Genomic DNA, 22,521 nt, shown 5'->3' on the forward strand with positions numbered 1-22,521 from the left:
CCGCCGGAGAAGAGGATCACCGGCCGTTCGAACTCGCCCGCGACCTCGCGGAAGATGTGCACCGCCTCGGACTCCAGCGCGTCCAGGTGCGAGAGGGCGTACGGGCTGCCCGTGCCCTCCTCGGTGGTCTCGACGGTCGTCGTCATGCCAGTCCCCTTTCGCTGAGCAGGGCGTGCACCGCCGCCGCGGACTCCTGCACGGTCTGGTCCTGCGACTCGATGCGCAGATCGGGAGCGACGGGCTCCTCGTACGGGTCGTCGACCCCGGTCAGCCCGGTCAGCTCACCCGCGGCCTGCTTGGCGTACAGGCCCTTCACGTCCCGCTCGCTGCACACCTCGACCGGGGTCGCCACGTGCACCTCGATGTACGGGGTCCCGCTCGCCTCGTGGCGCTTGCGGACCGCGTCGCGGCTGTCCGCGTACGGGGCGATGACCGGGACGAGGGCCAGGACGCCGTTGCGGGCGAGCAGTTCGGCGACGAAGCCGATGCGCTGCACGTTGGTGTGCCGGTCCTCGCGGCTGAAGCCGAGGCCCGCCGAGATGAACTCGCGGATCTCGTCGCCGTCGAGCACCTCGACGCCGTGGCCCTCGGCGCGCAGCCGGCCGGCCAGTTCGTGGGCGATGGTGGTCTTGCCGGCGCTCGGCAGACCCGTGAGCCAGACGGTGGCTCCGGTCGTCACTGGGGACTCCTCCATGATCGTGGTCATCCGTGCAGCCCGCACTCGGTCTTCGCGCGGCCCGCCCAGCGGCCGGCGCGCGCGTCCTCGCCCGCCAGCACCCGGCGGGTGCAGGGGGCGCAGCCGACGGAGGCGTAGCCGTCCATCAGCAGGGGGTTGGTGAGGACGCCGTGCTCCGCGACGTAGGCGTCCACGTCGTCCTGGGTCCAGCGGGCGATGGGGGAGACCTTGACCTTCCGCCGCTTCTCGTCCCAGCCGACGACCGGGGTGTTCGCCCGGGTCGGGGACTCGTCGCGGCGCAGCCCCGTCGCCCAGGCCACGTAGTTCGCCAGGCCCTCTTCCAGCGGCTTGACCTTGCGCAGGGCGCAGCACAGGTCGGGGTCGCGGTCGTGCAGCTTCGGCCCGTACTCGGCGTCCTGCTCGGCGACGGTCTGCCGGGGCGTGAGGGTGATGACGTTGACGTCCATCACCGCCTCCACCGCGTCCCGGGTCCCGATCGTCTCGGGGAAGTGGTAGCCGGTGTCGAGGAACACCACGTCGACGCCGGGCATCGCGCGGGAGGCGAGGTGGGCGACCACCGCGTCCTCCATGGAGGAGGTCACACAGAACCGCTTGCCGAACGTGTCCGCGGCCCACTGGAGGATCTCCAGCGCGGAGGAGTCCTCCAGGTCGCGGCCCGCGCGCTCGGCGAGCGCCTTGAGGTCCTCGGTCGTACGCTCTTCCTGTGTCGCCGTCATATCGCTTCCCCTCCCGAGGGGTCGGGCCGAAGCCCGCGGGCCAGCAGCCCGCGGAACCTCAGCTGGAATGCGCGGTTGCACGCCGCGCACTCCCAGGCGCCGTGGCCCTCTTCACCGGGACGAAGATCCTCGTCACCGCAGTAAGGGCAGTAGAAGGGAGCGGCGCGCTCGCTCATTTCAGGGCCTCCTCGGAGGCACGCGCCGCCCAGGTGGCGAACCGCTCGCCGTCCTCCCGCTCGGCCTGGTAGCGCTTCAGCACGCGCTCGATGTAGTCGGGCAGCTCGTCCGAGGTGACCTTCAGGCCGCGCACCTTGCGGCCGAAGCCGGGCTCCAGACCGAGGGCGCCGCCCAGGTGGACCTGGTAGCCCTCGACCTGCTCGCCCGCGTCGTTGACGACGAGCTGCCCCTTGAGACCGATGTCCGCCACCTGGATACGGGCGCAGGCGTTGGGACAGCCGTTGAGGTTGATGGTGAGCGGCTCGTCGAACTCCGGCAGGCGGCGCTCCAGTTCGTCGATGAGCTGGGAGCCGCGGGCCTTGGTCTCGACGATGGCCAGCTTGCAGAACTCGATGCCGGTGCAGGCCATGGTGCCGCGCCGGAAGGTGGACGGCCGGGCGGTGAGGTCCAGGGCCTCCAGGGACTCGACCAGCGACTCGACCCGGTCCTGCTCGACGTCGAGGATGATCATCTTCTGCTCGACGGTGGTGCGCACCCGGCCCGAGCCGTGCGCCTCCGCCACGTCCGCGATCTTGGTCAGGGTGGTGCCGTCGACCCGGCCGACGCGCGGCGCGAAGCCGACGTAGTAGCGGCCGTCCTTCTGCCGGTGCACCCCGATGTGGTCGCGCCAGCGGGCCACCGGCTCGTCCGGCGCGGGGCCGTCGGTCAGCTTCCGCTTCAGGTACTCGTCCTCCAGCACCTGCCGGAACTTCTCCGGGCCCCAGTCGGCGACCAGGAACTTCAGCCGGGCGCGGTTGCGCAGCCGCCGGTAGCCGTAGTCGCGGAAGATCGAGATGACGCCCTCGTAGACGTCGGGCACGTCCTCGATCGGCACCCAGGCGTTCAGCCGCACGCCCAGCTTGGGGTTGGTGGACAGACCGCCGCCGACCCACAGGTCGAAGCCCGGGCCGTGCTCGGGGTGGCGGACGCCGACGAACGCCACGTCGTTGATCTCGTGCACCACGTCCAGCACCGGCGAGCCGGAGATCGCGGTCTTGAACTTCCGGGGAAGGTTCGAGTACGCCGGGTTGCCCAGGACCCGGCGCTTCATCTCCTCCAGGGCCGGCGTCCCGTCGATGATCTCGTCCTCGGCGATGCCCGCGACGGGGGAGCCGATCATCACGCGGGGCGTGTCGCCGCACGCGGTGACCGTGGACAGGCCGACGCCCTCCAGCCGCTCCCATATCGCCGGCACGTCCTCGATCCGGATCCAGTGGTACTGGACGTTCTGCCGGTCGGTGATGTCGGCCGTGCCGCGGGCGAACTCCTGCGAGATCTCGCCGATCACGCGGAGCTGCCGAGTCGTGAGCGCACCGCCGTCGATGCGGACGCGCAGCATGAAGTACTCGTCGTCCAGCTCCTCCGGCTCCAGGACGGCCGTCTTGCCGCCGTCGATGCCGGGGCGGCGCTGGGTGTACAGCCCCCACCAGCGCATCCGGCCGCGCAGGTCGTTGGGGTCGATCGAGTCGAAGCCCCGCTTGGAGTAGACCGTCTCAATCCGTGTCCGGACGTTGAGACCGTCGTCGTCCTTCTTGAACTGTTCGTTGCCGTTGAGCGGGGTGAAGTGACCCGCGGCCCACTGACCCTCACCGCGGTGACGGCTCACCTTGCGGCGGGGAGTCGTGGCGGCAGGCTCGGACGGGGTGGCGGCCATCGTGGACACGTCCTTCAGACAGCGGTGGATGGGGGCGGCGCGGAGCGCCGTCGTTGAGGGGTGGTGGTCGGTTGGCGGGAGGGTGGCGCTGACCTGCGCGGCGGGCGTACGGGCACACGGGCGCGACGCCGCGCGGGGAATTCAGGCGGGGGGAGAGACCGGTGCTGCCGGAGTGGCTCTCAGCGCGCCGGACAGATGGCGCTGGACATGCGGCCGAGGTCGACGTGGCGTCGACTCACCAAGGCAATTCCAGTTCCAGGCATGACGGAAGCGTGGCACGGCGTTCTGGACACAGTCCAGCTTCATCCGGGATGTGGACACCATTGTCTCGCAGAGCGAGACGAAGGTGTCGTTGGTCACATGGGCCGGTTCTGGCCGTTTCGGCGCAGGTCAGGAGGGGAAAGCGCCGGGCCACGGCCCGGGGGAGGGCACGTCGGTCTCCTCCTCGACCTTGGTGTCGAACAGCCGGAAGCCCCGCCGCTGGTAGTTGTCCATGGCGTGCCCGCCGTCCTTGCTGCAGGTGTGCAGCCACACCCGCTTGGTCGGCGGCACCTGCGGCCGACGCGCGGCGAGGTCCCAGGCACGGGCGGTGGCGTACGACAGCAGGAATCCGCCGATGCGGCGGCCCCGGAACGCCGGGATCAGCCCGAAGTACTCGATCTCCACCGTGCCGTCGCCCCCGGCGACCAGTTCCGCGTACCCGGCGGGTGTGCCGCTCTCGTAGGCGACCCAGGTCTCCACGCCCGGCCGGGCCAGGTGCTCCCGCCAGCGCGCGTACGTCCATTCCAGCCGGTCGGTCCAGCGCACGTCACCGCCGACCGCCGTGTAGAGGAAGCGGCTGAACTCGGGGGAGGGCACCTCGGCGCGGACGACGCGGACGTCCCCCTCCGGGGCGTCGGAGGGCAGCAGGTCGGACGGCGCCGTCTGCTCCAGGGACCAGGTGGTCACGGGGATGGTGGTCATGCCGGTCAGAAAATCATCCGGCGGGGGCGGCTGTCGACGGCGGCTACCCCAGCGCGCCGTCGACCGCGTCCAGGGGCAGGGCGAACAGGGTCCGGCCGGACTGCGACCACACCTCGCCGGTGCGGGGCGAGTAGGACAGCGAGCCCGGCTCGCCGCTCCAGCACAGGCGCGAGCGGTCGGCACCGCACTCGGTGGCGCGGGCACCCTCCACGTCCGTCCGCCACAGCGTGCCGCGCCCGTCCGGGCTGCCGGCGGTGCCGCCCAGGTACCACTCGGTGCGGCCCGTGCCGGTCTGGCGGTAGGACAGCACGCCGCGGATGCCGCGGGCCCGGGTCTCGTACACCTCGCGCGCCCCGGCCCGGCCGGTGGGGTCGGTGGCGGGCAGGCCGGCGCGGCCGGGGTCGGTGCTGAGGGGGTAGCGCCACAGCCGGGAGGGGCGGTCGTCGTCCATGGGCACGGACTCGCCCGCGACGAGGCTGTCGGGTGTGGTGCCCCGGTCCAGGGACAGGACGTCGGGGCGGCCCGCGCCGGGGCTGTCGTCCGCTTCGTAGGAGGCGACGGCGGGCAGTACGTAGCGGTGGCCGCCGGCCGACCAGCCGCCGGTCACCCGGCCCACGGCGCCGGTGTCGGCGGTGGTCCGCTGGATGCGGTCCAGGTCGTAGGCGTAGAGCGCGTTGCGGTCCCCGGCGCCGGCGGTGACCAGCAGCTTGTCCCGGTACCAGACCATGCCGGAGACGGGCGAGGCCAGCGGCCGGTAGTCCCGGCCGCCGTCGACCGGGAGGACCAGCAGGACCGAGGTGTACCTCGGCCGGCCGGTGCCGTCGGCGTCGACGAAGGAGACCCGGGTCATCCGCCGCCCGGTGGCCGTCTCGGCACGGGACCACGCCGACAGGATCACCTGGTCGGCGCCCCAGCGGCCGTCGTCCGCGTCGGCCGAGGTGGTCACCGCGCCCGGGGACCAGCCGCTGGTGTCGGCACCGTCCCAGCAGTAGGCGCGGGTGGCCGCGGGGACTATCGGCAGGGACTCGCGTTCGGCGTCCGTGCAGTCGTCCGTGGGGCGCAGGGTGCGGTCGGCGGAGGCCAGGACGGTGCGGACGTCCACGGGGGAGCCCATCGACGCGGACAGCCGGCCGAGCCAGCGGCGGGGCACCTGGCGCTCGGTCAGCCCGAGCCGGGTGGTGTCGGCGGACGCCGTGAGCCGTTTCAGACCGCCGGGGCCGTCGGCGACCTCGGCCTGCGAGGCGCTGATCATCGTGGCGGCGGCCGTCAGCGCCAGGGCGGCTCCGGTCAGGGTCGCGCGCAGTGCTCTGCTCCGCCTGCGCCGGCGGTGTCTGCCGCGATGCGTCATGAAACCTCCACAGGCAGCGGACCAACTACGCCCGATGAGTCGATCGTTGACTCTACGGCAGACGGGGTCTTCCGTGGACGCGGGTCCCGTAAAAGAGTGGAAGAAACCCCACTCGCGCCCTCGTGGCCCACCAGTTGGGTCACACTTGCCCGCCGGTCGCCGGTCGCCGGTCGCCGGTCGCCGGTCGCCGGTCGCCGGTCGCCGGTCGCCGGTGTGGGGCGTGCGGTGTGTCGTGTGTTGTGTGTGGGCTCGTCCGGTCGGCGTGGTCCGGGTCGGTCCGGTCCGTGGTCCGCCGCGGCTGATGTCGAACGGGAGTGTGTACGGGCCCGCGCGGGTCGTGCCGCTGATGCGGACGCGTCTCCGTCGCCTCCACGCCTCCGTCGTCTCCACGCTCCGGTGGCCCCGTCGCCTCCGCCGCTCCGCCGTGGCGGTCCGCGGGAGTGTCCGCACCGTACCCGTCAGCCCGTCGGCGCCGGTCGGCGGCGGTGCTCCGTCACCGCCGGGGCCGTCGAGTGGGGCAGCAGCTCACGGGGGTCGTCCGGGAGCAGGACCTCCACCTCCGCGCCCTCGGAGAAACGATACGGCCGGTGGGCCAGCAGGCCTCCGAGGTAGCGCCGGACACGGGACAGCTCGGCCCGTACGGTGACCGTGCGGGCCGGGTCGCCGAACACGTCCTGGGCCAGGCCCGCGGCGCTGCGTCCGGACCGGTGGACGGCGAGCAGGTAGAGCAGCTCGGCGTGCCGGGGGCTCAGGTCGTGGATCCAGGGGCCCGTGACGCTTCGTACCCGCACCGACCAGCGCCGCTGCTGACGGAGGTCCAGCACGATCCGGGTGGCCCCCCGCGGCCCCGGCTCCTCGGCGGCCCGCACCAGCCAGCCGTCGGCCAGCGGCTCCACCGCGCACGCCCCGAGCGACGGCAGCGGCAGCACCCCCGCCGACACAGACCCGGGCAGGGTGATCCGCTCGGTGTACGGCATCCCGGTCACCGCGGCGGTCCACCCGTCCTGGTCCACCACCAGGGCCCGCCCGTCGGTCCGGGCGAGCACCGGCGCCGCCACCGCGCGCAGCCGCTCCAGCGACCGTACGTGCAGGTCGCGCAGCCGGGCCTCGGCGAGTTCGGCCACCGCGCCGACCCAGGCGAGGGCGGCCGGATGCGCGGTCAGCGGCCCGCTGACGACGACCACCCCGAGCAGCCGCCCGTCGCGCGGGTCGGTGAGGGGCGCCCCGACGCAGGTCCAGGCGGGGTGCGGGCGGACGAAGCGTTCGGCGGCGAAGACCTGGACGGGCCGCCGGACCACCGCCGGGGCGCCGATGCCGCTGGTCCCGGCCACGTCCTCCCGCCAGTCCGCGCCGAGTCCGAACCCGGGCCCGTCGGCCGCGCGCAGCGCCTGCGGGCCGCCCTCCCGCCACAGCACCCGGCCCTCGTCGTCCGCGACCGCCATGATGTGGTGGGCGCCGTCCACGGCGGACAGGAGTCCTTCGCGCAGCACCGGCAGCACGTGCCGCAGCGCCGACGCCTCCCGCCGCCGTTCCACCTCCTCCCGCGGGAGCGGACCGGCGTGGGAGTCGTGGTCGGTGCCGGTACCGCTGTGCGGCATCAGCTCCCAGGACCGCTCGGTCACCGGCCGCGGAGCCACCGGGGGCCGCTCGTCGGCGGGCCGGGCGGGCCGGACCGCGTCCGGCGTCCGTGCCGCGTGCGCCGCGTCCACGGCCGCCACCTGCGTCACGTCCATCGGCGAGAGCGTCACCGCCCTGTGGCCTCCTTCCGGGGGACGGGCTCGCGCGTCGTCCGGCCTGTGCGTCTCATTCTGACCGCTTGCCCCGGTGTCGCGGACACAGTCCGCGCACAGCGGGCGGCGAGGTTGCAACCCCCTTGCAACCCTGGTGGAGCGCCGCGCGGTGCCCCAGACTTGACCCGCGTCGCCCCGAGCGACGCGCACCCGCCTGAAACGGGCCGGTGCGCGGGGGGTGGTGCCGTGTCGGCGCAGCACCACCCCCCGTACCACCCCTGTACCACTGCGGTGCAGCCCCCGTGTCCCCTCGTGCCCCCTCGTGCCACCGTCCGGATCAAGCCACCGGACGCGCCCGCTCCACGATGGACGCCAGATCGAGGGTGGCGGGCAGGGTGCCGAAGGCGGCGCCCCCGTCGCCGCCCAGCCGCGCGGCGCAGAACGCGTCGGCGACCTCCGGGGGCGCGTGACGGACCAGCAGCGCCCCCTGGAGCACCAGCGCCAGCCGTTCCGCCAGCCGTCGCGCCCGCGCCTCGGCGTGCGCCAGATCCGCCAGTCCGGCCAGCAGGTCCCGGATCGCCGCGTCCAGCCGGTGATCGGCGCCGCGCGCCCGGCCCACCTCGGTCAGGTACGCGTCCAGCGCCGCGGGCTCCCGCTGCAGTGCCCGCAGCACGTCCAGCGCCTGGACGTTGCCCGCGCCCTCCCAGATCGAGTTCAGCGGCGACTCCCGCACCAGCCGGGGCATCCCGGACTCCTCGACGTACCCGTTGCCGCCCAGGCACTCGGCGGCCTCGACCGTCACCGGCGCGCAGCGCTTGGTCACCCAGTACTTGGCGGCCGGCACCGCCAGCCGCAGCAGCGCCCGCTCCCGTTCGTCACCGCCGGCCGCGGCGTCGTACGCCGCGGCCAGCCGCAGCCCCAGCGTGGTCGCCGCCTCCGACTCGACGGCGAGGTCGGCCAGGACGTTGCGCATCAGCGGCTGGTCGACCAGCTTCGCGCCGAACGCCTCCCGGTACGTGGCGTGGTGCACGGCCTGCGCCACCGCCTGCCGCATCAGCCCGGCCGAGCCCAGTACGCAGTCCAGCCGGGTCGCCGCCACCATGCCGATGATGACGCGCACCCCGCGGCCCTCCTCGCCGACCCGGCGTGCCCAGGTCCCGGCGAACTCGACCTCCGCGGAGGCGTTGGACCGGTTGCCCAGCTTGTCCTTCAGCCGCTGGAGCAGGAACACGTTGCGGGTGCCGTCCGCCAGTACCCGCGGCACCAGGAAGCAGGTCGGTCCCGCCGGGGCCTGGGCGAGGACCAGGAAGCCGTCCGACATCGGCGCCGAGCAGAACCACTTGTGTCCCGTCAGCTCGTACGCGCCCTCCTCGGCCAGTGGCCGCGCGACGGTCGTGTTCGCCCGCACGTCGCTGCCGCCCTGCTTCTCCGTCATCCCCATCCCGAACAGCACGCCGGCCTTCTGGTGCGCGGGCCGCAGCTCCCGGTCGTAGATCGTGGAGGTCAGCCGAGGCTCCCACTCGGCGGCGAGCGCGGGGTCGGCGCGCAGCGCGGGCACCGCCGCGTGCGTCATCGACAGCGGGCACCCGTTGCCCGCCTCGACCTGCGTCCACATCAGGAAAGCGGCGGCCCGTCGGACGTGGCCGCCCGGCCGGGACCAAGCGGCGGTCAGCCCCGCCGCGACGCCCTTGCCGAGGAGCCGGTGCCAGGACGGGTGGAAGTCGACCTCGTCGAGCCGGTTCCCGTACCGGTCGTGGGTGCGCAGTACGGGAGGGTTCGCGTCGGCCTGCTCCCCCCACTCCCGCGCCTGCGCCGACCCGCAGCTGCGGCCCAGGCCGGACAGCTCCGCCCGAGCCTGTTCGGCGAGGTCCGGCGCCAGGTGCCGGTCGACCGCCGCCGTGAGGGCCCGGTCGGCGGCGAAGACGTCGTACCCGACCAGCGGCGGGACCTGGTTCGTCACGGTGTGGGTGCTGCCTGTCATGGAGTGGAACCTACCCGGGGACCGGCACTCGCACCGCGTTCCCGTGACCGGATCGGACGCCGGTCCGGCGCCGGGGGGAAGGCCGATCCGGCGCCGGGCCGGGCGCTGGATCGGGTGCCGGGAGGGGCGGCTCCGGGACCGTGCCGGGAGGGGCGGCTCCAGGAGCGTGCCGGGACCGATGTTTTTCGGTCAACGCGGACATGCCAGGCGGTTCCGGTGCGCGTCCGCCGTGCGGCGAGCCACCGCGGGATGAGCGGCGCCGGTCGCGGCGGATACCTTTAGGTCGTGCAGCCAGCAAGCGAACCTCCCGAGCGGCCGTCCGGACGGCTCCATCGCGCCCGTGCCCTCTACCGGAACGTCTCCAAGCGCAAGACCGCCTGGCTGCTCCTCAAGGACACCGTCAACTCCTGCATGGAGTACCGCATCCTGGGACTGGCCGCCGAGGCGGCGTTCTTCACCCTGCTGTCGGTGCCGCCCCTGCTGCTCAGCCTCGTCGGCCTGCTCGGCTACGTGGACCTGTGGATCGGCGCGGACACCACCGACAGCCTGCGCGCCAACATCCTGGACGCCTCCCGCGCGGTCCTCTCCGAACGGGGTGTCAAGGAGATCACCGAGCCGATCCTGGAGGACGTGATGAAGGGCGGCCGGCCCGACGTCATCTCCCTCGGCTTCCTGCTGGCGCTCTGGTCGGGCTCCCGAGCGGTGAACGTCTTCATCGACACCATCACCGTGATGTACGGCCTCGACGGCGTCCGGGGCATCGTCAAGACCCGGCTGCTCGCCTTCGGCCTGTTCATCGTGGCGCTGCTGATCGGCTCGGTCGCGCTGCCGCTGATGGTGGCGGGCCCGGACGCGGTGGTGCGGATCGTGCCGTGGTCGACGACGGTCGTGCAGGTGCTGTACTGGCCGGTCGTCCTGGTCCTGTCGGTCGCCTTCCTGACCACGCTCTACCACGTGTCGGTGCCGGTGCGCTCGCCCTGGATCGAGGACGTCCCCGGCGCGCTGGTCGCCCTCGCCATGTGGGTGTGCGGCAGCTTCCTGCTGCGGATCTACCTCACCAGCACCGTCGAGGGCCCCACCATCTACGGTTCGCTCGCCGCGCCGGTCGCCGTGCTGCTGTGGATCGGCGTGTCCGCGTTCGCGGTACTGGTCGGGGCGGCGGTCAACGCGGCCATCGACCGGGTCTGGCCGGCCGCCGCCACCGCCGCCGCCCGCGAGGCCAACGAGCGGGTCCGCCAGGCGCAGGTCGCCGAGTACGTCGCCCGCACCGCCGCGCAGGGCGAGGCCGACCCCGACATGCCCTCCGAGTTCCCCGAACGCTGGTCCCGCTTCCTGCCCCCGGAGGACGTCACCTCCCGCCTGCGCGCCCACGCGAAGTCGACGCCGCGGGGGGAGGAGGGGCAGGGGCCGCGCAGCGGCGAGGACTGATCCCCTCCAAGACACCCGGTCCCCGCCCTCCTCCGGCTCCGGTCCGCCCCTGCCAGGCGCCCGCCGCGCCGCCTCCCGCGCGCGCGTCCCGCGGCTCCCGCCCCAGGAGCCGTACGCCGCCGGACGGTGCCTCGCCCTGGCCGCCGACCGGTGGCGCGGCACCGACGATCCCGACGGCACCGACGCTCCTGACGGCGCGGTCGCCCGCCGAGTGGGGCACGGCAGCCCGTGCGCCCCGTCCGCCGCCTCCGCACGGCCCGCGGCGCCAGCCCCCGGGACCACCGCGCGCGGGGGCGGCGCAGCGACGTAGCCTGGCACCCGTGTACACCGAACGGCCGTCCCGACTGCCCGGCGCGGTGGTGTGGACCAGCACCCCGGACGGCACCGGACGCGTGCTGCCCGACGGCTGCATGGACCTGCTCTGGCACGACGGCCGGCTGCTGGTCGCCGGCCCCGACACCCGCGCCCACACCCCCGGGGCCGCCGGCGACCGGTGGGCAGGCGTCCGCTTCTACCCGGGCACCGCGCCGGCCCTCCTGGGCGTACCCGCCCCCGTACTGCGCGACCGGCGCGTGCCGCTCGCGGACCTCTGGCCGGCCGCCGCGTCCCGCCGCCTCACCGACCGGGTCAACGCGGCGGCGGACCCGGCGCGCGGCCTGGAGGAGGCGGCGCTGTCCCGGGCGGCGGACACGGGCCCGCCCGACCCGCTCCTGATCCGGCTCGTGGCGGCCCTGGACGCGGGCCGCCCGGTGGCCCGTACCGCCGACGTGCTCGGCATCGGCGCCCGCCAGTTGCACCGCCGCTCACTGGCGGCCTTCGGTTACGGTCCCAAGACCCTGGCCCGCGTCCTGCGCCTGCGCCGCGCCCTCGACCTGGCCCGCACCGGCGTCCGCCTCGCGGAGACGGCCGCCCGGACCGGCTACGCCGACCAGGCCCACCTCACCCGGGACGTACGGGAACTGACGGGCCTGCCGCCGACGGCGCTCCTGGGCGGCGGCACCGGGTAGCGCGGCGCACCGGTCCACGCCGTTGCCGTCCGGATCACGCCCGACGGCGTACCGCCGCCCCCGGACCGCGCCCCACGGCTTCAGCTCACCGCGGCACCCGGCCCCGACCGGCTCCTCGTACAGGGCATCCGCCTTCCGCGCCGTCTCGCACCGCGGGGCCGGCGAGGCCCGGCCCCCACCGGCCGGCGGCCGGAATCCGGGACACAGGCAGCCGGCGGTCTCCTCGGTGCCGAGCGGCGGCCGGATGCCGCCCGGCGGCCCGGCCTCGGGATGCGGCCGCTCCTCGACGCCCTCGGGAAGGGGAGCCCGAGGCGGCGGCAGAGGGCCCCGGAGCCGTGCGGTTGCGCGGCCGGTGCGGGCAGCGCGGGAACGGCCGGTCGTGAAGGGACCGGGCGGACGCGGTGACGGGACAGTTCCTGTGTAACAGCCATGTACATGTGCGGGCGGGAGCGCAACGGGCTGGGTGACGCCGGTCGTCCTACGGGGCGGAAAGGCTCACACGCGAACGTGAGCGCACCGATCCAAGGAGCGACATGCACGTCAAGCACCTCCCCCTCCTGACCGCCGCCGTGGCCGCCGGCCTCTTTCTCACCGCCTGCCAGAGCGACGACACGGCGACGGCGACGGCGGACTCGGCGCCCGGGTCCTCGGCGCCTGCGACCTCGTCCGCCGAGGGCGACAAGACCGCCGGTACGCCCGCCGCCACCACCGCTGCCTCCACCGCCTCCACCGCCTCCGCCGGGAGCACCGGCGCCTGCTCCTCCGACCAGCTCACCGCCGACCAGAACCACGGCATGGGTGAGGGCGACATCGTCGTCCACCTGAAGAACACGTCGGACACCACCTGCACCCTCAAGGGCTTCCCCGGTGTCGACCTGAAGAACGACGACGGCTCCGTCAGCGCCGTCCGCACCGACCTGGACGCCCCATTGGTCACCGTCGCCCCCGGCGACGAGACCCGCTTCACCCTCCACTACACGCCGAACACCTCCGGCGGCAGCGGAGTCACCTTCGACACCCTGATCGTCACCCCGCCCGACGAGACCCACTCCCTGTCGGTCCCCGTCAGCGTCAACCTCGCCGCCTCCGACAGCTCGGCGTCGACGCTGCGGGTGGACCCGGTGGGCACCGGCAAGTGAGCGAGGGCCCGGCGGCGACGCCCGCCCCCGCCCGCCGGCCCGTCCCCGCCGCGCCGCCGGGGCACCCGGCACCCCCAGCGGATCGTCCCCGCCCGGGACGGCGATGACAGCTAACCCGCGCTTTCCGCGCTCCGCGTCCCGCCGCGCCTCACCGGCGTACCAGGCACCGCTCCCCGGCGACCGGGGTCGGCGGCCGGCTCGGGCCGGTGACGGCGGCGGGCCGGCTTCCGCGCGCAGACGAGTCCGGTCGGCTCCCCGCCTTCGACGCACCGCGGCCGGACGGGAACGCCGCTGACGTCCTCAACGCCAAAGGCCGGTCGCCGTTCCGTCCGGGGCGAACGGACGGTGGAAGGTGAAGGTGTGCGGCGCGCAGCCGTGGCCGTGGAGGTGTTCCAGCCTGGAGACCCCGTCCTGCCAGGTGGGAGTCTCGCCGTCGGTGACCCACCAGGACACGTGGTTCGGGTGCCCGGTCCTCTCGAACCAGTCGTGGCGCCTGTTCAGCGCCTCACGGTGCGGGCCGGTGCAGACGGCGTCGAAGGCGGGGCGCAGGCCGGTCCAGAGCGAGAGGGTCGTGGCCAGGGCGGTGGTCTCCACCGTACGGCCCTTGTCGTACCAGGCCGGTACGGCGAACTCCCCCCACGCACCCCACTCCGCCCCGAAGAGCACGCCCCGGTCACCGTCTGCCGCTTCGGCACGCGCCAGGTACCCGGGGCGCTGACCGGTCTTCCGGTAGACGGCCTCACCGAGGTCGTGGAACTCGCGCGTGAGAGGTGCGGGGTCGGTGAGAGGTGACTTCAGGACGCCGAACGTGTAGAGCGCGAGATGGGGCATGCGTCTCTCCCTGGTCGGAGGTGGCGAGGAGCCGTGCGGCGCGGCCGGCGCGTCCCGTCGCGGGCGGCCCGGCCCGAGGGAGCTCCCGTGCGGCCGTGGGCGATCGCCGAGGACCAGGTGAAGGTAGCTGCCGGTGCGGGCGATGTCGACGTTGCGCTTTCCCTGTCCGAGTGGCCTCGGCGCCCGCGCGGGCGCCCCGTTCGGCGCCGCCGCGTACGCCGGCCGGCGCTCCGGACGGACCGGGGCGCCGTCAGCGCCCTCCCGGCACGCCCGTACTGGCCCGTTCCACCAGCCGCGTCGACAGCTCGGTACGGGTGCTCTCCAGGCGGGCGCCGTCCATCAGGCGCAGCAGCAGCCGCAGCGCGGTCGCCGCCATCTCCGCCAGCGGGCGGCGGACGGTGGTCAGGGCGGGCGTGGCCCAGCGTGCCTCCGGCAAGTCGTCGAAACCGACCACGCTCATGTCGTCCGGCACGCGCAGCCCCCGCTCGGCCAGCGCCTCGTACACCCCGAGCGCCATCGCGTCCGAGCAGACGAACACGGCCGTCGGCGGCACCGGCAGCTCCAGCAGCTCCCGCATCCGCCGACGCGCGCCGCCCCGGTCGAACCCCGCGTGCCGCACGTACTCGGTCCGGTGCCGCACCCCCGCCGCGGCCAGCGCCGACCGGTATCCGGCCACCCGCGTCCCGCTGGCCGCCGTACCCCGCTCCCCGGCGATCACCGCGATCCGCTCGTGCCCGAGCCCCAGCAGGTGCTCGGTCGCGGTCACCCCGCCCCGCCAGTTCGCCGCGCCCACCGACACCACCCCCGACGGCGGCTCGGCCACCGGGTCGATCAGCACGAACGGCACCCGGTGCCGCTCCAGCCACGCGTACTGCGGCCCGGTCAGCTCCGCCAGGTCGAACAGCACCCCGGCCGACCCCCGCGCCCTCAGTTTGTCCAGCCAGCCGCCGCGTTCCACGGTCCCGCCCCGGCGCCGCTCCAGCCCCGCCGAGACCACCACCTCCAGGCCCGCGTCGTACGCCGCCTCCTCCACCCCGTGCAGCACCGCGCCCGCACCCGAGTCCGCCGGCGACTGCACCACCAGGTCGATCATCCGGGGCGTCCGCACCGTCGGGTCGAACCGGGGCCGGCGTACGTAGCCCAGCCGGTCCAGCGCCTCCGACACCCGCCGCCGCGTCTCCGGCGCCACGTCCTCCCGGCCGTTGACCACCTTGGAAGCGGTCGGCACCGACACCCCCGCCTCGCGGGCCACCACCGCCAGTGTCGGCCCGGCCGCGGTGCTCGCACGTGCCGTACGGACCATGGGGCAGCCACCTCCGAGACCGGGGCCGTGAGGCCGCGGCAGGCTGTAGAAAGCGCTTCCTAAACGCCCCCAATGTAGATCGGCCCGACCCCGGCGGGAAGACCCCGGATGCGCCGGGCGTGCCGATACCGTGGTCGGCGGTGCGCCCGGTACGGCGCGGTCACCGCGACGACGGGCACCGCCAGGGCCGCGGTGCTGCCGCCGGCCACCCGCCGCCATGGCGGCGCACCCGCTCCAGCCGTCACCTTGACCTTGATCGCCCCTGCGTTCATCGCCCCTGCGTTCCGCCAGGCCTGCGGACCGCGCGGGCCCGGCCGGTTCGGGTCGGGTTGGGTCGGTCCAGGGAACCGGGAAGGAGTGGTCCACGCACAAACGGATGACAGAAGCGCTTCAGCTGCCCTCGGGGCGCTCAGACGAGCGGATAGGTGGCACTCGGGGCGACACTGTCATCCGTTTGTGCCCTGCCCGCTCCCTCCGCGGCGTCTCCGCCAGATGCCGGCCCCGTGGACACCTCGTGGCACCCCACCCTCGAAACCGAAGTTCCCACCCGGCCCCGGTCCCTGGTCCTCGGCGCCCGGCCCCCGGCCCCTGGTCCCTGGTCCCTGGCGCCCGGTCCTCGGCCCCCGGTCCCTGGTCCTCGGCGCCCGGCCCCCGGCCCCTGGTCCCTGGTCCCTGGCGCCCGGTCCTCGGCCCCCGGTCCCTGGTCCTCGGCGCCCGGCCCCCGGCCCCTGGTCCCTGGCGCCCGGTCCTCGGCCCCCGGCCCCCGGTCCCCGGTCCCTGGTCCTCGGCGCCCGGTCCCCCGTGCCCAGTCTCCGGTCCCCGGCGCCCGGTGCCCGCCCGGTCAGGCCGTGGTGCCGGCGCCTGCGACGACCGCCTGTGCCGACGAGTCACGGATCGCGCAGTAGTACGCCGTCATGCGTTCCCCGCTGCCCCGGTAGCGCCAGGGCAGCGCGTTGACATGGCCGTCGACGAGCCGGAACTGCTCGATGGCCATCTCGTCCCGGTCCTGGAGCGAGAGGTAGTAGGCCAGCAGGTGGCGCAGTTCGGGCAGCCGGGGATGGTCGGGGTCGGCCGCGGCGGCGTCGGCCAGACCCGCGTCCACCCGTGCCACCATCTCGGGCGTACGGTCGCCCTCGGTGTCGTCGGAGTCGTCGTGCTCGAAGCGGGCGATCAGCGGGAGCACGGTCAGCAGGCTGCCCAGCGGCGCCTTCGCCGCGGCCCGCTCGGCGAACTCCATGGCCAGTTCCTCGGAGCCGCGCCACTTCGCGCACCAGTACTGGAGCGCTCGCCAGTGCCCCTCGTAGTGGTACGGGGCGCGGGCGGTGATCTCCGCCCACAGCTTGTCCATCTCCGAGTGCGGGTAGCCCAGGCCGAGCGCCACCGTGATCTCCGTGATGTACGGCGTGGGGTCGTCGGGGTTGAGGGCCGCCGCCCGGGCGATCTCTTCACGGGAGCGGTGCAGCATCCGGTGGAAGCCGGCGAACTGCTCCTCGGTCGTGTACTCGGCGCGCTTGGCGCCGCGGAGCTGCCCGGCGACGGAGACCGTGCTGGCGGCCCGGACCACGGCGGCGTCCGGGTCGTCGGGGCGGGCGGACTCCCAGGAGAGCAGCCAGGCGTCGTCCTCCACGGCCAGTCCGCCCAGGAACGAGACGGCCATCGACCGCCGGTCCCAGTCCCGGCCGATGCCGCCCAGCAGCTCGGCCGCCGCCTGCCAGTCGCCGTCGGCCACGCGGCCCATCGCCGCCTCCCAGCCCGCAGGCAGCGGACCGGCGTTCCTCGTGTTCTGCCGTTCGGCGGGCAGCAGGCCGAGCTTCTCGGCGGCCTCGGCGGCCTCGGCGGCCTCGGCGGCCTCGGCGGTGTCGGCGGCGGTGGTGTCCTCCTCGGAGCTGGCGGAGAAGAACTCCTTGAGGAACACCCAGGCCAGCCACCCGAAGAAGATCAGCGTGGGAACGGCCAGGATCGCCAGGATCCACAGCACTACGGTCATCGGGGGCTGTCCGTTTCTCGGTTCGCGGGGTCGGTCGGAGCGGAGGAGAGCAGGGCGCGCAGCGGACCGGTGTCCGGGCGGTCGGCGACGGCGGCGGCCACGGCGGGGCCGATCAGGTCGGGCAGGTCGGGCAGGTCGGGCAGGTCGGTCAGGTCGGTCAGGGCCGCAGTGGACGACGGCGCGGATCCGTCCGGCGCGGGCAGCAGCCGGGGGGTCGCCGGCCGCTCCCAGGAGAACTCCCACCGCAGCCGGGCGCGTGCGCTGAACTCGGCCAGCGCCATGGAGTACAGGGACTCGGACAGGGCCGGCCGCGCGAACTCCCGGAAGACCCGTCCCGTCGCGGCCGTCGCCTCCTCGGACAGCGGCAGCCGCCGCGCCAGCTGCCACAGCCCGCCGTCGTCGATCAGGCCGAGCAGCGCGGGCAGGGTAGGACGCGCCCCCGTGTACGCGGCCAGGGCCCGGTGGAGGGGGGTGTCGAGGCCCGCGAGCCGGTCGGTCATCGAGCCGTTGAGCAGCTCCGGCCAGTCGGCCGTACGCCGAAAACGCCGTACCTCCTCCGTCAGCACCGCCTCCTCCAGGGCCGTCAGCGTGCGCCAGGGGTCGGACAGCAGACCGAGGGCGGCGCCCCCGCCCTCGTCGGTACGGTCGTCGGCGGGCAGCGCCTCGATGCGCTGGACGCGGTCGGCGATCGGCGGATGCGAGTCGTACGGCGAGACCGGAGCCGTGGGCAGATCGGAGCGCAGGCCCGCCAGTTCGAGCTGGCGGGCGCTCAGCATCCGTCCGAAGCCGCCGAACACCTCACCGCGCGGCGGCAGCAGCCCGGCATCCCGGCCCAGGGTGAGGTAGCGGTGCGTGTAGTAGTCGAACGCGGCGTCCAGCACCGGGATCTCCCGCAGGGCCGAGGCGGTGGCGGCCTGGCCGGCGATGCGGGCGGCCGCGGCGTCGGCGGCGTACTCCTGGGCACGGGCACCGGTCAGCGTGGCGCGCATGTACAGCTTGGCGTAGGCGGTGTAGATCCGGGCCATCGCGCGGTAGGTGACGCCCGCGTGCCGGGTGTCGACCTCGCCGGTCTCCTTGCCCTTGGCCGCGGCCTTGGCGTTCTTCTTCTCCTGCCGGGCCTGTTCGCGCGCCGCGGTCTTCCCGGCGCGCTCCTCGAAGTGCCCGATGGTGCGCAGGATCTGGGCCCGGCCGCGCACGGTGAGGGCGGCGAGCCGGGTGTCGGCGTTGGAGTAGTGGCCCAGTTCGTGCGCGAGGACCGACCTGAGCTGGGCCTCCGTCAGCCCCTGGAGGAGCGGTACGCCGAGGTACAGGCGGCGCGGGCCGGGCAGCAGGCCGAGCAGGCGGGTGTCCTCGGAGACGGCGGCGTTGACGTCGGGTGTCAGCAGGATGCGGGACGGCGCGCGGGTGCCGACCTGGCCGGCCAGTTCCCGCACGGTGTGCCACAGCGCGGGTTCGTCGGCCTCCGTGACGGGCAGGCCGGGCATCTCCTCGGCCTTCGGCGTGCGCAGCATGACCATGCCGCGGATCAGCGGTATCGCCAGCAGCACGGAGACGAGGTACAGCTTGGCCGCGACACCCGACGGGGCGTACAGGTACAGCAGGAAGTCGGCGCCCGCGAGGGCGGCCAGCAGCAGCACGCCGAGCAGGTGGAAGCCGACGAGCAGCAGGAGAGCGCGCAGCGCGCGCGAGGTCGCGCCCATTGGGCAGGGTCCCCCCACGGGAAGTCCGGGCGATGGGTTGGGATGAGACGTGATGAGAAGGAATGACGTGACGTGGAACGGGGTGGATCAGGGTGAGGCGGACGGCGTCGGTGCGGCGCCGGAGCGACGCGGCTGATCGAGGCCGGTGGGAGTCGGCTCACGGACGGCTGTGATCAGCGAGTGTGGGGGGAAGCGGAGTATCTCCCACCAGGGGGTTGACGTGCAAGGCAGGGTGCGGTGACGACCTCCGCCTCAGCCCCGCGGCCCGGCCTCCGCGGTCCGGCCTCCGTGGTCCGGCCTCCGTGGTCCGGCCTCCGTGGTCCGGCCTCCGTGGTCCGGCCTCCGTGGTCCGGGCTTCGTGGTCCGGTCCCCGTGGTCCGGGCGCCGCGGTCCCGGTGAGGCGATCCGGTGAGGCGGTCCGGTCGGCGGGACGGCAGGCCGGCGCACTCCCGCAGCCGCCCGGGCGGCCCGGCCGGACCGCGTGCCCTGGACGGCGCCGACGCGGTCCTGGTCACCCACGGGCACTTCGACCGCGTTCCGGAGGAGATCCCGCGCCGCACCGCCGGCGGCGGCCCTCACCCGCGTATCCGGACCGGCACCGCCGTCGCCGAGCGACTGGACGGCCCCGGTACGCGGGCCACGGCCGCCCGGAAGGGGGAGGCCCTCCCGGCGGCCAGGCACCCGGCGCCGGCAGGCGCCATCACCGGCCGACCCCGGCCGACCCCGGCCGACCCCGGCCGACCCCGGCCGACCCCGGCCGACCCCGGAGGCGACCGCGCGGGCCGGCCGAGAGCGGGCGGGTCAGGCCAGTGCCTCGGCCACCTGGGCGATCGCCCCCGGCCCCACCCGGCAGCACCCCCCGATCAGCCGCGCCCCGGCCGCCCGCCAGCCCCGCACCAGACCGGCGTCGAACGCGGACGGCCCGGTCCACCGCCGGGCCGCGGCGTCCCAGGACTCCCCGCTGTTCGGGTACGCCACGACCGGCTTGCCCGTCACCCGCGCCGCGACGGCGACCGCGTGCTCCACGTCCGCCGGGGCGCAGCAGTTCACACCGACCGCGACGATCTCCTCCGCCCGGGCCGCGAGCCCGAACGCCTCCTCCAGCGGCTGGCCCGCCCGCGTGCGGTCGCCCGCCACGGTGTACGACAGCCAGGCCGGCACCCCAAGGCCCCGCACCGCCCGCAGCAGCGCCGCCGCCTCGTCGGTGTCGGGGACCGTCTCCAGGGCGAGGACGTCGGGGCGGGCCGCGGCCAGCACCTCCAGGCGGGGGCGGTGGAACCGCTCCAGTTCCGCCACCGTGAGCCCGTACCGGCCGCGGTACTCCGACCCGTCGGCCAGCATCGCCCCGTAGGGACCCGCCGACGCCGCCACCCACAGCGGACGGGCGGCGCCGGACCGGCGGGCGGCCTCGCGGGCCAGTTCCACGCCGAGGGCCATCAGCCCGGCCGCCCGCGCCCGGCCGGTGCCGCGTGCCGCGAACCCCTCGAAGGTCGCCTGGTAGCTCGCCGTGATCACCACGTCCGCGCCCGCCGCGTAGTAGGCGCGGTGCGCCTCGGTGATCGCCTCGGGCCGCTCGTCGAGCAGCCGCGCCGACCACAGCGCGTCGCTCAGGTCGTGCCCGGCGGCCTCCAGCTGGTTGGACAGGCCGCCGTCCAGGACGAGGGGCGACGAGGCGGCGGCCAGGGCACGGAGGAACCCGGTGGTGCTGTCGCTCATGCGACGACCGTAACGCCACCGAGCGCGCCCCACCCCGCCCTGCGATCCTGGAGGCAGGAGCGTCCGTACCCGAGACGAGGCGGTGACCGACCCATGTGCCGTTGGCTGGCCTACTCGGGCACCCCGGTCCTGCTGGAGAACATCCTCTACCGGCCGCGGCACTCCCTGATCGACCAGAGCCTGCACGCCAAGATGGGGGTCGAGACGACCAACGGCGACGGCTTCGGCGTCGGCTGGTACCGGACGTCCGGCACGGCCGAGGACACCCCCGCCGTCGTCCGGGAGATCGGCCCGGCCTGGAGCAACCGCAACCTGCGGGAGATCGCCGGCCACGTCCGCTCCCACCTGTTCTTCGCCCACATCAGGGCCTCCACCGGCTCCGCCGTCCAGCAGACCAACTGCCACCCGTTCCGGCACGGCCGCTGGATGTGGATGCACAACGGCGCGGTCGCCGACTTCCAGCGGGTACGGCGCGACCTGGTGCTGGCCGTCGACCCGGACCTCTTCCTGCACGTCGAGGGCTCGACCGACTCCGAGGTGATGTTCTACCTGGCGCTCACCTACGGCCTCGAGGACGACCCGCCGGGTGCGGTGGCCCGGATGGCCGGGCTGGTGGAACGGGTCGGCCACGAGCACGGCATCGAGTACCCGCTCCAGATGACGGTCGCCGTCACCGACGGGCTGCGCCTGTGGTCCTTCCGCTACTCCAGCCAGGGCGCCTCCCGCTCCCTCTTCTACAGCACCCGCGTCGAGACCCTCCGCTCCCTCCACCCCGGCCTGGACTTCCTGCGCGAAGCCTCCGACGACACCCGCCTCGTCGTCTCCGAACCCCTGGGCGACCTGCCGGGCGTGTGGAACGAGGTCCCGGAGAGCACGTACGGGGTGGTGCGTCCGGAGGGCGACGCCCTGTTCGACTTCGCTCCCCGGGCGCCGTAGACGTCAGCCGGACGCCGGCTTCGTCGTCGCCTGCTCGCTGGTCGCCGACGCCACCGCCCGCGAGGACGTCGCCGCCGTGGGCGATCAGGGCCGGCTTGCCGTCCGCGTCTTTCCAGCAGCCCGGCAGATGGTTCTCGCCGTCGCCGTCCGGGACCGCGGTGACCGCGACCACGAGCCAGGGGCCGTCGTGGAACGCCGTCAGCTCCGCAACCGCCGCCGCATCCGCGACAACCGCCGGTCGAATCGCACGTGGGACCAGGTCATCCAGGTCATGAACACCACCGCCAGGGCCAGCGTCCAGCCGCCCGTCATCACGGAACCCGACGTGAACCACAGGATCGACGTGCCGAAGAACAGGACGGCCAGAAGCGGGAACGCCCACCAGCGGTTGCGGCGCAGTCGGCGCTGTCGTGAGTCGACCAGGGCCGCCATCTCCCGTCGGCGTCGCGGGTCCTCGGGCGGTTGTCCGCCCTTGAGGATCCGGCGTTCCATGGCGGGTATGTCGTCCGGTCGCGTACCCGCGCTCTTCGCGTCGCGGCGGCGGACGCGCTGGATGAGCCACGGGGTGCAGCAGGCCATCGCGACGGCGGCCAGAACGGCTCCTGGCCAGGCCGCCGCGCCATTGATCAGCACATGGACGAGGAAGCCCATGACCAGGGCGCCCAGGCCGATGGCCCATAAGCTGTCCCGGCGCTGCCGGGCGGGACGGTGCTCGTCGTGCTGTGTGCTGCTTGCCATGTCCCTCCTCGGGGGAGCCGGTTCCCTCCGGGGGAGCCGGTCGCGAAAGCGGTGACGCCACGTGACCGACCGGGTACCCGCCCGATCGGCGCGCATACGGCGCCGCCTCCCGCGCGACCCGTTGACCTCCTCCCGTCACCCCCTTACCTTGTCGGCGTTCGTCATGTCAGATGCCGTTCGCAATGCCGAACGAATATCGAGAGGCACCGCATGAGCCGCCGCCCCGACGATGCCCCAGAAGACCTCGAAGCCCCCGACCGCGGACCGCTGTTGAAGGGCGCCGCCGCCGCGGGCGCCCTCGCGGCCGTTCCCGGCGTCACCCACGCCGCCGCGCCGGCCGTCGCGTACGCCGACCCGCTCGTCCGCGACCGTGCCGACCCGCACCTCGACCGGCACACCGCGCGCCCGTGTGCGGCGGCTCGGCCGGAAAC

20 protein-coding genes and 1 pseudogene are annotated in these 22,521 nt (G+C 74.6%); 4 read left to right on the forward strand and 17 right to left on the reverse strand.

What is annotated here, in order from left to right:
* From ACY1JF_RS30085 to ACY1JF_RS30130, 10 genes and pseudogenes are all read right to left on the reverse strand, one after another.
* Positions 1–146, reverse strand: a pseudogene (locus tag ACY1JF_RS30085) (sulfate adenylyltransferase subunit CysD); the annotation flags it as partial.
* Positions 143–679, reverse strand: coding sequence for an adenylyl-sulfate kinase (gene cysC / locus ACY1JF_RS30090; RefSeq protein WP_462708432.1), 537 nt, complete (start codon positions 677–679; stop codon positions 143–145). The pseudogene ACY1JF_RS30085 and the gene cysC, both read right to left, overlap by 4 nt.
* Positions 680–702: 23 nt before the next feature.
* The gene (locus ACY1JF_RS30095) at positions 703–1,413 is read right to left on the reverse strand and encodes a phosphoadenylyl-sulfate reductase (RefSeq protein ID WP_462708433.1); all 711 of its coding nucleotides are present in this window, start codon (positions 1,411–1,413) and stop codon (positions 703–705) included.
* Positions 1,410–1,589 (reverse strand): hypothetical protein, encoded by a 180-nt coding sequence (locus ACY1JF_RS30100; protein WP_462708434.1) that lies wholly within the window; start codon positions 1,587–1,589, stop codon positions 1,410–1,412. The genes ACY1JF_RS30095 and ACY1JF_RS30100 overlap by 4 nt, the downstream gene beginning before the upstream one ends.
* Positions 1,586–3,283: a nitrite/sulfite reductase gene (locus ACY1JF_RS30105; protein ID WP_462708435.1), complete on the reverse strand. Its 1,698-nt coding sequence runs from the start codon at positions 3,281–3,283 to the stop codon at positions 1,586–1,588. Before ACY1JF_RS30105 ends, ACY1JF_RS30100 begins: the two co-directional genes overlap by 4 nt.
* A 179-nt stretch (positions 3,284–3,462) precedes the next feature.
* A complete protein-coding gene (locus ACY1JF_RS30110; protein WP_310887545.1) occupies positions 3,463–3,546 on the reverse strand; it encodes a putative leader peptide in 84 nt (27 codons plus the stop codon).
* A gap of 127 nt (positions 3,547–3,673) precedes the next feature.
* Complete coding sequence (locus ACY1JF_RS30115; RefSeq protein ID WP_462708436.1) at positions 3,674–4,246, reverse strand: GNAT family N-acetyltransferase; 573 nt, start codon at positions 4,244–4,246, stop codon at positions 3,674–3,676.
* Positions 4,247–4,289: 43 nt separating this feature from the next.
* Positions 4,290–5,594, reverse strand: coding sequence for a hypothetical protein (locus ACY1JF_RS30120; protein WP_462708437.1), 1,305 nt, complete (start codon positions 5,592–5,594; stop codon positions 4,290–4,292).
* 458 nt (positions 5,595–6,052) lie between these two features.
* The gene (locus tag ACY1JF_RS30125) at positions 6,053–7,342 is read right to left on the reverse strand and encodes a sigma-54-dependent transcriptional regulator family protein (protein WP_462708438.1); all 1,290 of its coding nucleotides are present in this window, start codon (positions 7,340–7,342) and stop codon (positions 6,053–6,055) included.
* A 319-nt stretch (positions 7,343–7,661) separates the two neighbouring features.
* Positions 7,662–9,305 carry an acyl-CoA dehydrogenase family protein gene (locus ACY1JF_RS30130; protein WP_462708439.1) on the reverse strand — a complete coding sequence of 548 codons (1,644 nt, stop codon included), beginning with the start codon at positions 9,303–9,305 and terminating at the stop codon, positions 7,662–7,664.
* Between the two features lie 285 nt (positions 9,306–9,590).
* Here ACY1JF_RS30130 and ACY1JF_RS30135 point away from each other — a divergent pair, with 285 nt between their 5' ends.
* The 3 genes from ACY1JF_RS30135 to ACY1JF_RS30145 all read left to right on the forward strand — a co-directional run bounded on the left by ACY1JF_RS30135 (position 9,591) and on the right by ACY1JF_RS30145 (position 12,879).
* Positions 9,591–10,733, forward strand: coding sequence for a YihY/virulence factor BrkB family protein (locus ACY1JF_RS30135; RefSeq protein WP_462708440.1), 1,143 nt, complete (start codon positions 9,591–9,593; stop codon positions 10,731–10,733).
* A 320-nt stretch (positions 10,734–11,053) separates the two neighbouring features.
* Positions 11,054–11,740 (forward strand): helix-turn-helix domain-containing protein, encoded by a 687-nt coding sequence (locus ACY1JF_RS30140; RefSeq protein WP_462708441.1) that lies wholly within the window; start codon positions 11,054–11,056, stop codon positions 11,738–11,740.
* Positions 11,741–12,273: 533 nt separating this feature from the next.
* Positions 12,274–12,879: a DUF4232 domain-containing protein gene (locus tag ACY1JF_RS30145; RefSeq protein ID WP_462708442.1), complete on the forward strand. Its 606-nt coding sequence runs from the start codon at positions 12,274–12,276 to the stop codon at positions 12,877–12,879.
* A 300-nt stretch (positions 12,880–13,179) separates the two neighbouring features.
* Here ACY1JF_RS30145 and ACY1JF_RS30150 read toward each other — a convergent pair whose 3' ends face one another.
* The 5 genes from ACY1JF_RS30150 to mmuM all read right to left on the reverse strand — a co-directional run bounded on the left by ACY1JF_RS30150 (position 13,180) and on the right by mmuM (position 20,416).
* On the reverse strand, positions 13,180–13,710 hold the full coding sequence (locus ACY1JF_RS30150) for a DUF3291 domain-containing protein (protein ID WP_462708443.1): 531 nt from the start codon (positions 13,708–13,710) through the stop codon (positions 13,180–13,182).
* Positions 13,711–13,960: 250 nt separating this feature from the next.
* Positions 13,961–15,013: a LacI family DNA-binding transcriptional regulator gene (locus tag ACY1JF_RS30155; protein ID WP_462708444.1), complete on the reverse strand. Its 1,053-nt coding sequence runs from the start codon at positions 15,011–15,013 to the stop codon at positions 13,961–13,963.
* An 841-nt stretch (positions 15,014–15,854) separates the two neighbouring features.
* The gene (locus ACY1JF_RS30160) at positions 15,855–17,000 is read right to left on the reverse strand and encodes a hypothetical protein (RefSeq protein ID WP_462708445.1); all 1,146 of its coding nucleotides are present in this window, start codon (positions 16,998–17,000) and stop codon (positions 15,855–15,857) included.
* Positions 16,997–18,700, reverse strand: a complete 1,704-nt coding sequence (locus ACY1JF_RS30165; RefSeq protein ID WP_462708446.1) for a M48 family metallopeptidase — start codon at positions 18,698–18,700, stop codon at positions 16,997–16,999. Before ACY1JF_RS30165 ends, ACY1JF_RS30160 begins: the two co-directional genes overlap by 4 nt.
* An 801-nt stretch (positions 18,701–19,501) precedes the next feature.
* The gene (gene mmuM / locus ACY1JF_RS30170) at positions 19,502–20,416 is read right to left on the reverse strand and encodes a homocysteine S-methyltransferase (protein WP_462708447.1); all 915 of its coding nucleotides are present in this window, start codon (positions 20,414–20,416) and stop codon (positions 19,502–19,504) included.
* 93 nt (positions 20,417–20,509) lie between these two features.
* Between mmuM and ACY1JF_RS30175 the strand changes: the two genes are divergently transcribed.
* Complete coding sequence (locus ACY1JF_RS30175) at positions 20,510–21,352, forward strand: class II glutamine amidotransferase (RefSeq protein ID WP_462708448.1); 843 nt, start codon at positions 20,510–20,512, stop codon at positions 21,350–21,352.
* A gap of 198 nt (positions 21,353–21,550) precedes the next feature.
* Here the strand turns inward: ACY1JF_RS30175 and ACY1JF_RS30180 are convergent, their stop codons facing one another.
* Positions 21,551–22,090, reverse strand: a complete 540-nt coding sequence (locus ACY1JF_RS30180; RefSeq protein WP_462708449.1) for a hypothetical protein — start codon at positions 22,088–22,090, stop codon at positions 21,551–21,553.
* A gap of 135 nt (positions 22,091–22,225) precedes the next feature.
* Positions 22,226–22,486, reverse strand: a complete 261-nt coding sequence (locus tag ACY1JF_RS30185; protein ID WP_462708450.1) for a hypothetical protein — start codon at positions 22,484–22,486, stop codon at positions 22,226–22,228.
* Positions 22,487–22,521: the final 35 nt, after the last annotated feature.

The sequence above is a fragment of the Streptomyces sp. SYSU D01066-1 genome (genome assembly GCF_054956795.1).

Coding starts and splice junctions, on each gene's coding strand:
- ACY1JF_RS30115 (WP_462708436.1), bottom strand. CDS start 4,246: ATGACCACCATCCCCGTGACCACCTGGTCCCTGGAGCAGACGGCGCCG.
- ACY1JF_RS30155 (WP_462708444.1), bottom strand. CDS start 15,013: ATGGTCCGTACGGCACGTGCGAGCACCGCGGCCGGGCCGACACTGGCG.
- ACY1JF_RS30145 (WP_462708442.1), top strand. CDS start 12,274: ATGCACGTCAAGCACCTCCCCCTCCTGACCGCCGCCGTGGCCGCCGGC.
- ACY1JF_RS30110 (WP_310887545.1), bottom strand. CDS start 3,546: ATGCCTGGAACTGGAATTGCCTTGGTGAGTCGACGCCACGTCGACCTC.
- ACY1JF_RS30120 (WP_462708437.1), bottom strand. CDS start 5,594: ATGACGCATCGCGGCAGACACCGCCGGCGCAGGCGGAGCAGAGCACTG.
- ACY1JF_RS30100 (WP_462708434.1), bottom strand. CDS start 1,589: ATGAGCGAGCGCGCCGCTCCCTTCTACTGCCCTTACTGCGGTGACGAG.
- ACY1JF_RS30165 (WP_462708446.1), bottom strand. CDS start 18,700: ATGGGCGCGACCTCGCGCGCGCTGCGCGCTCTCCTGCTGCTCGTCGGC.
- ACY1JF_RS30095 (WP_462708433.1), bottom strand. CDS start 1,413: ATGACGGCGACACAGGAAGAGCGTACGACCGAGGACCTCAAGGCGCTC.
- mmuM (WP_462708447.1), bottom strand. CDS start 20,416: ATGAGCGACAGCACCACCGGGTTCCTCCGTGCCCTGGCCGCCGCCTCG.
- ACY1JF_RS30160 (WP_462708445.1), bottom strand. CDS start 17,000: ATGACCGTAGTGCTGTGGATCCTGGCGATCCTGGCCGTTCCCACGCTG.
- ACY1JF_RS30130 (WP_462708439.1), bottom strand. CDS start 9,305: ATGACAGGCAGCACCCACACCGTGACGAACCAGGTCCCGCCGCTGGTC.
- ACY1JF_RS30105 (WP_462708435.1), bottom strand. CDS start 3,283: ATGGCCGCCACCCCGTCCGAGCCTGCCGCCACGACTCCCCGCCGCAAG.
- ACY1JF_RS30175 (WP_462708448.1), top strand. CDS start 20,510: ATGTGCCGTTGGCTGGCCTACTCGGGCACCCCGGTCCTGCTGGAGAAC.
- ACY1JF_RS30180 (WP_462708449.1), bottom strand. CDS start 22,090: ATGGCAAGCAGCACACAGCACGACGAGCACCGTCCCGCCCGGCAGCGC.
- ACY1JF_RS30150 (WP_462708443.1), bottom strand. CDS start 13,710: ATGCCCCATCTCGCGCTCTACACGTTCGGCGTCCTGAAGTCACCTCTC.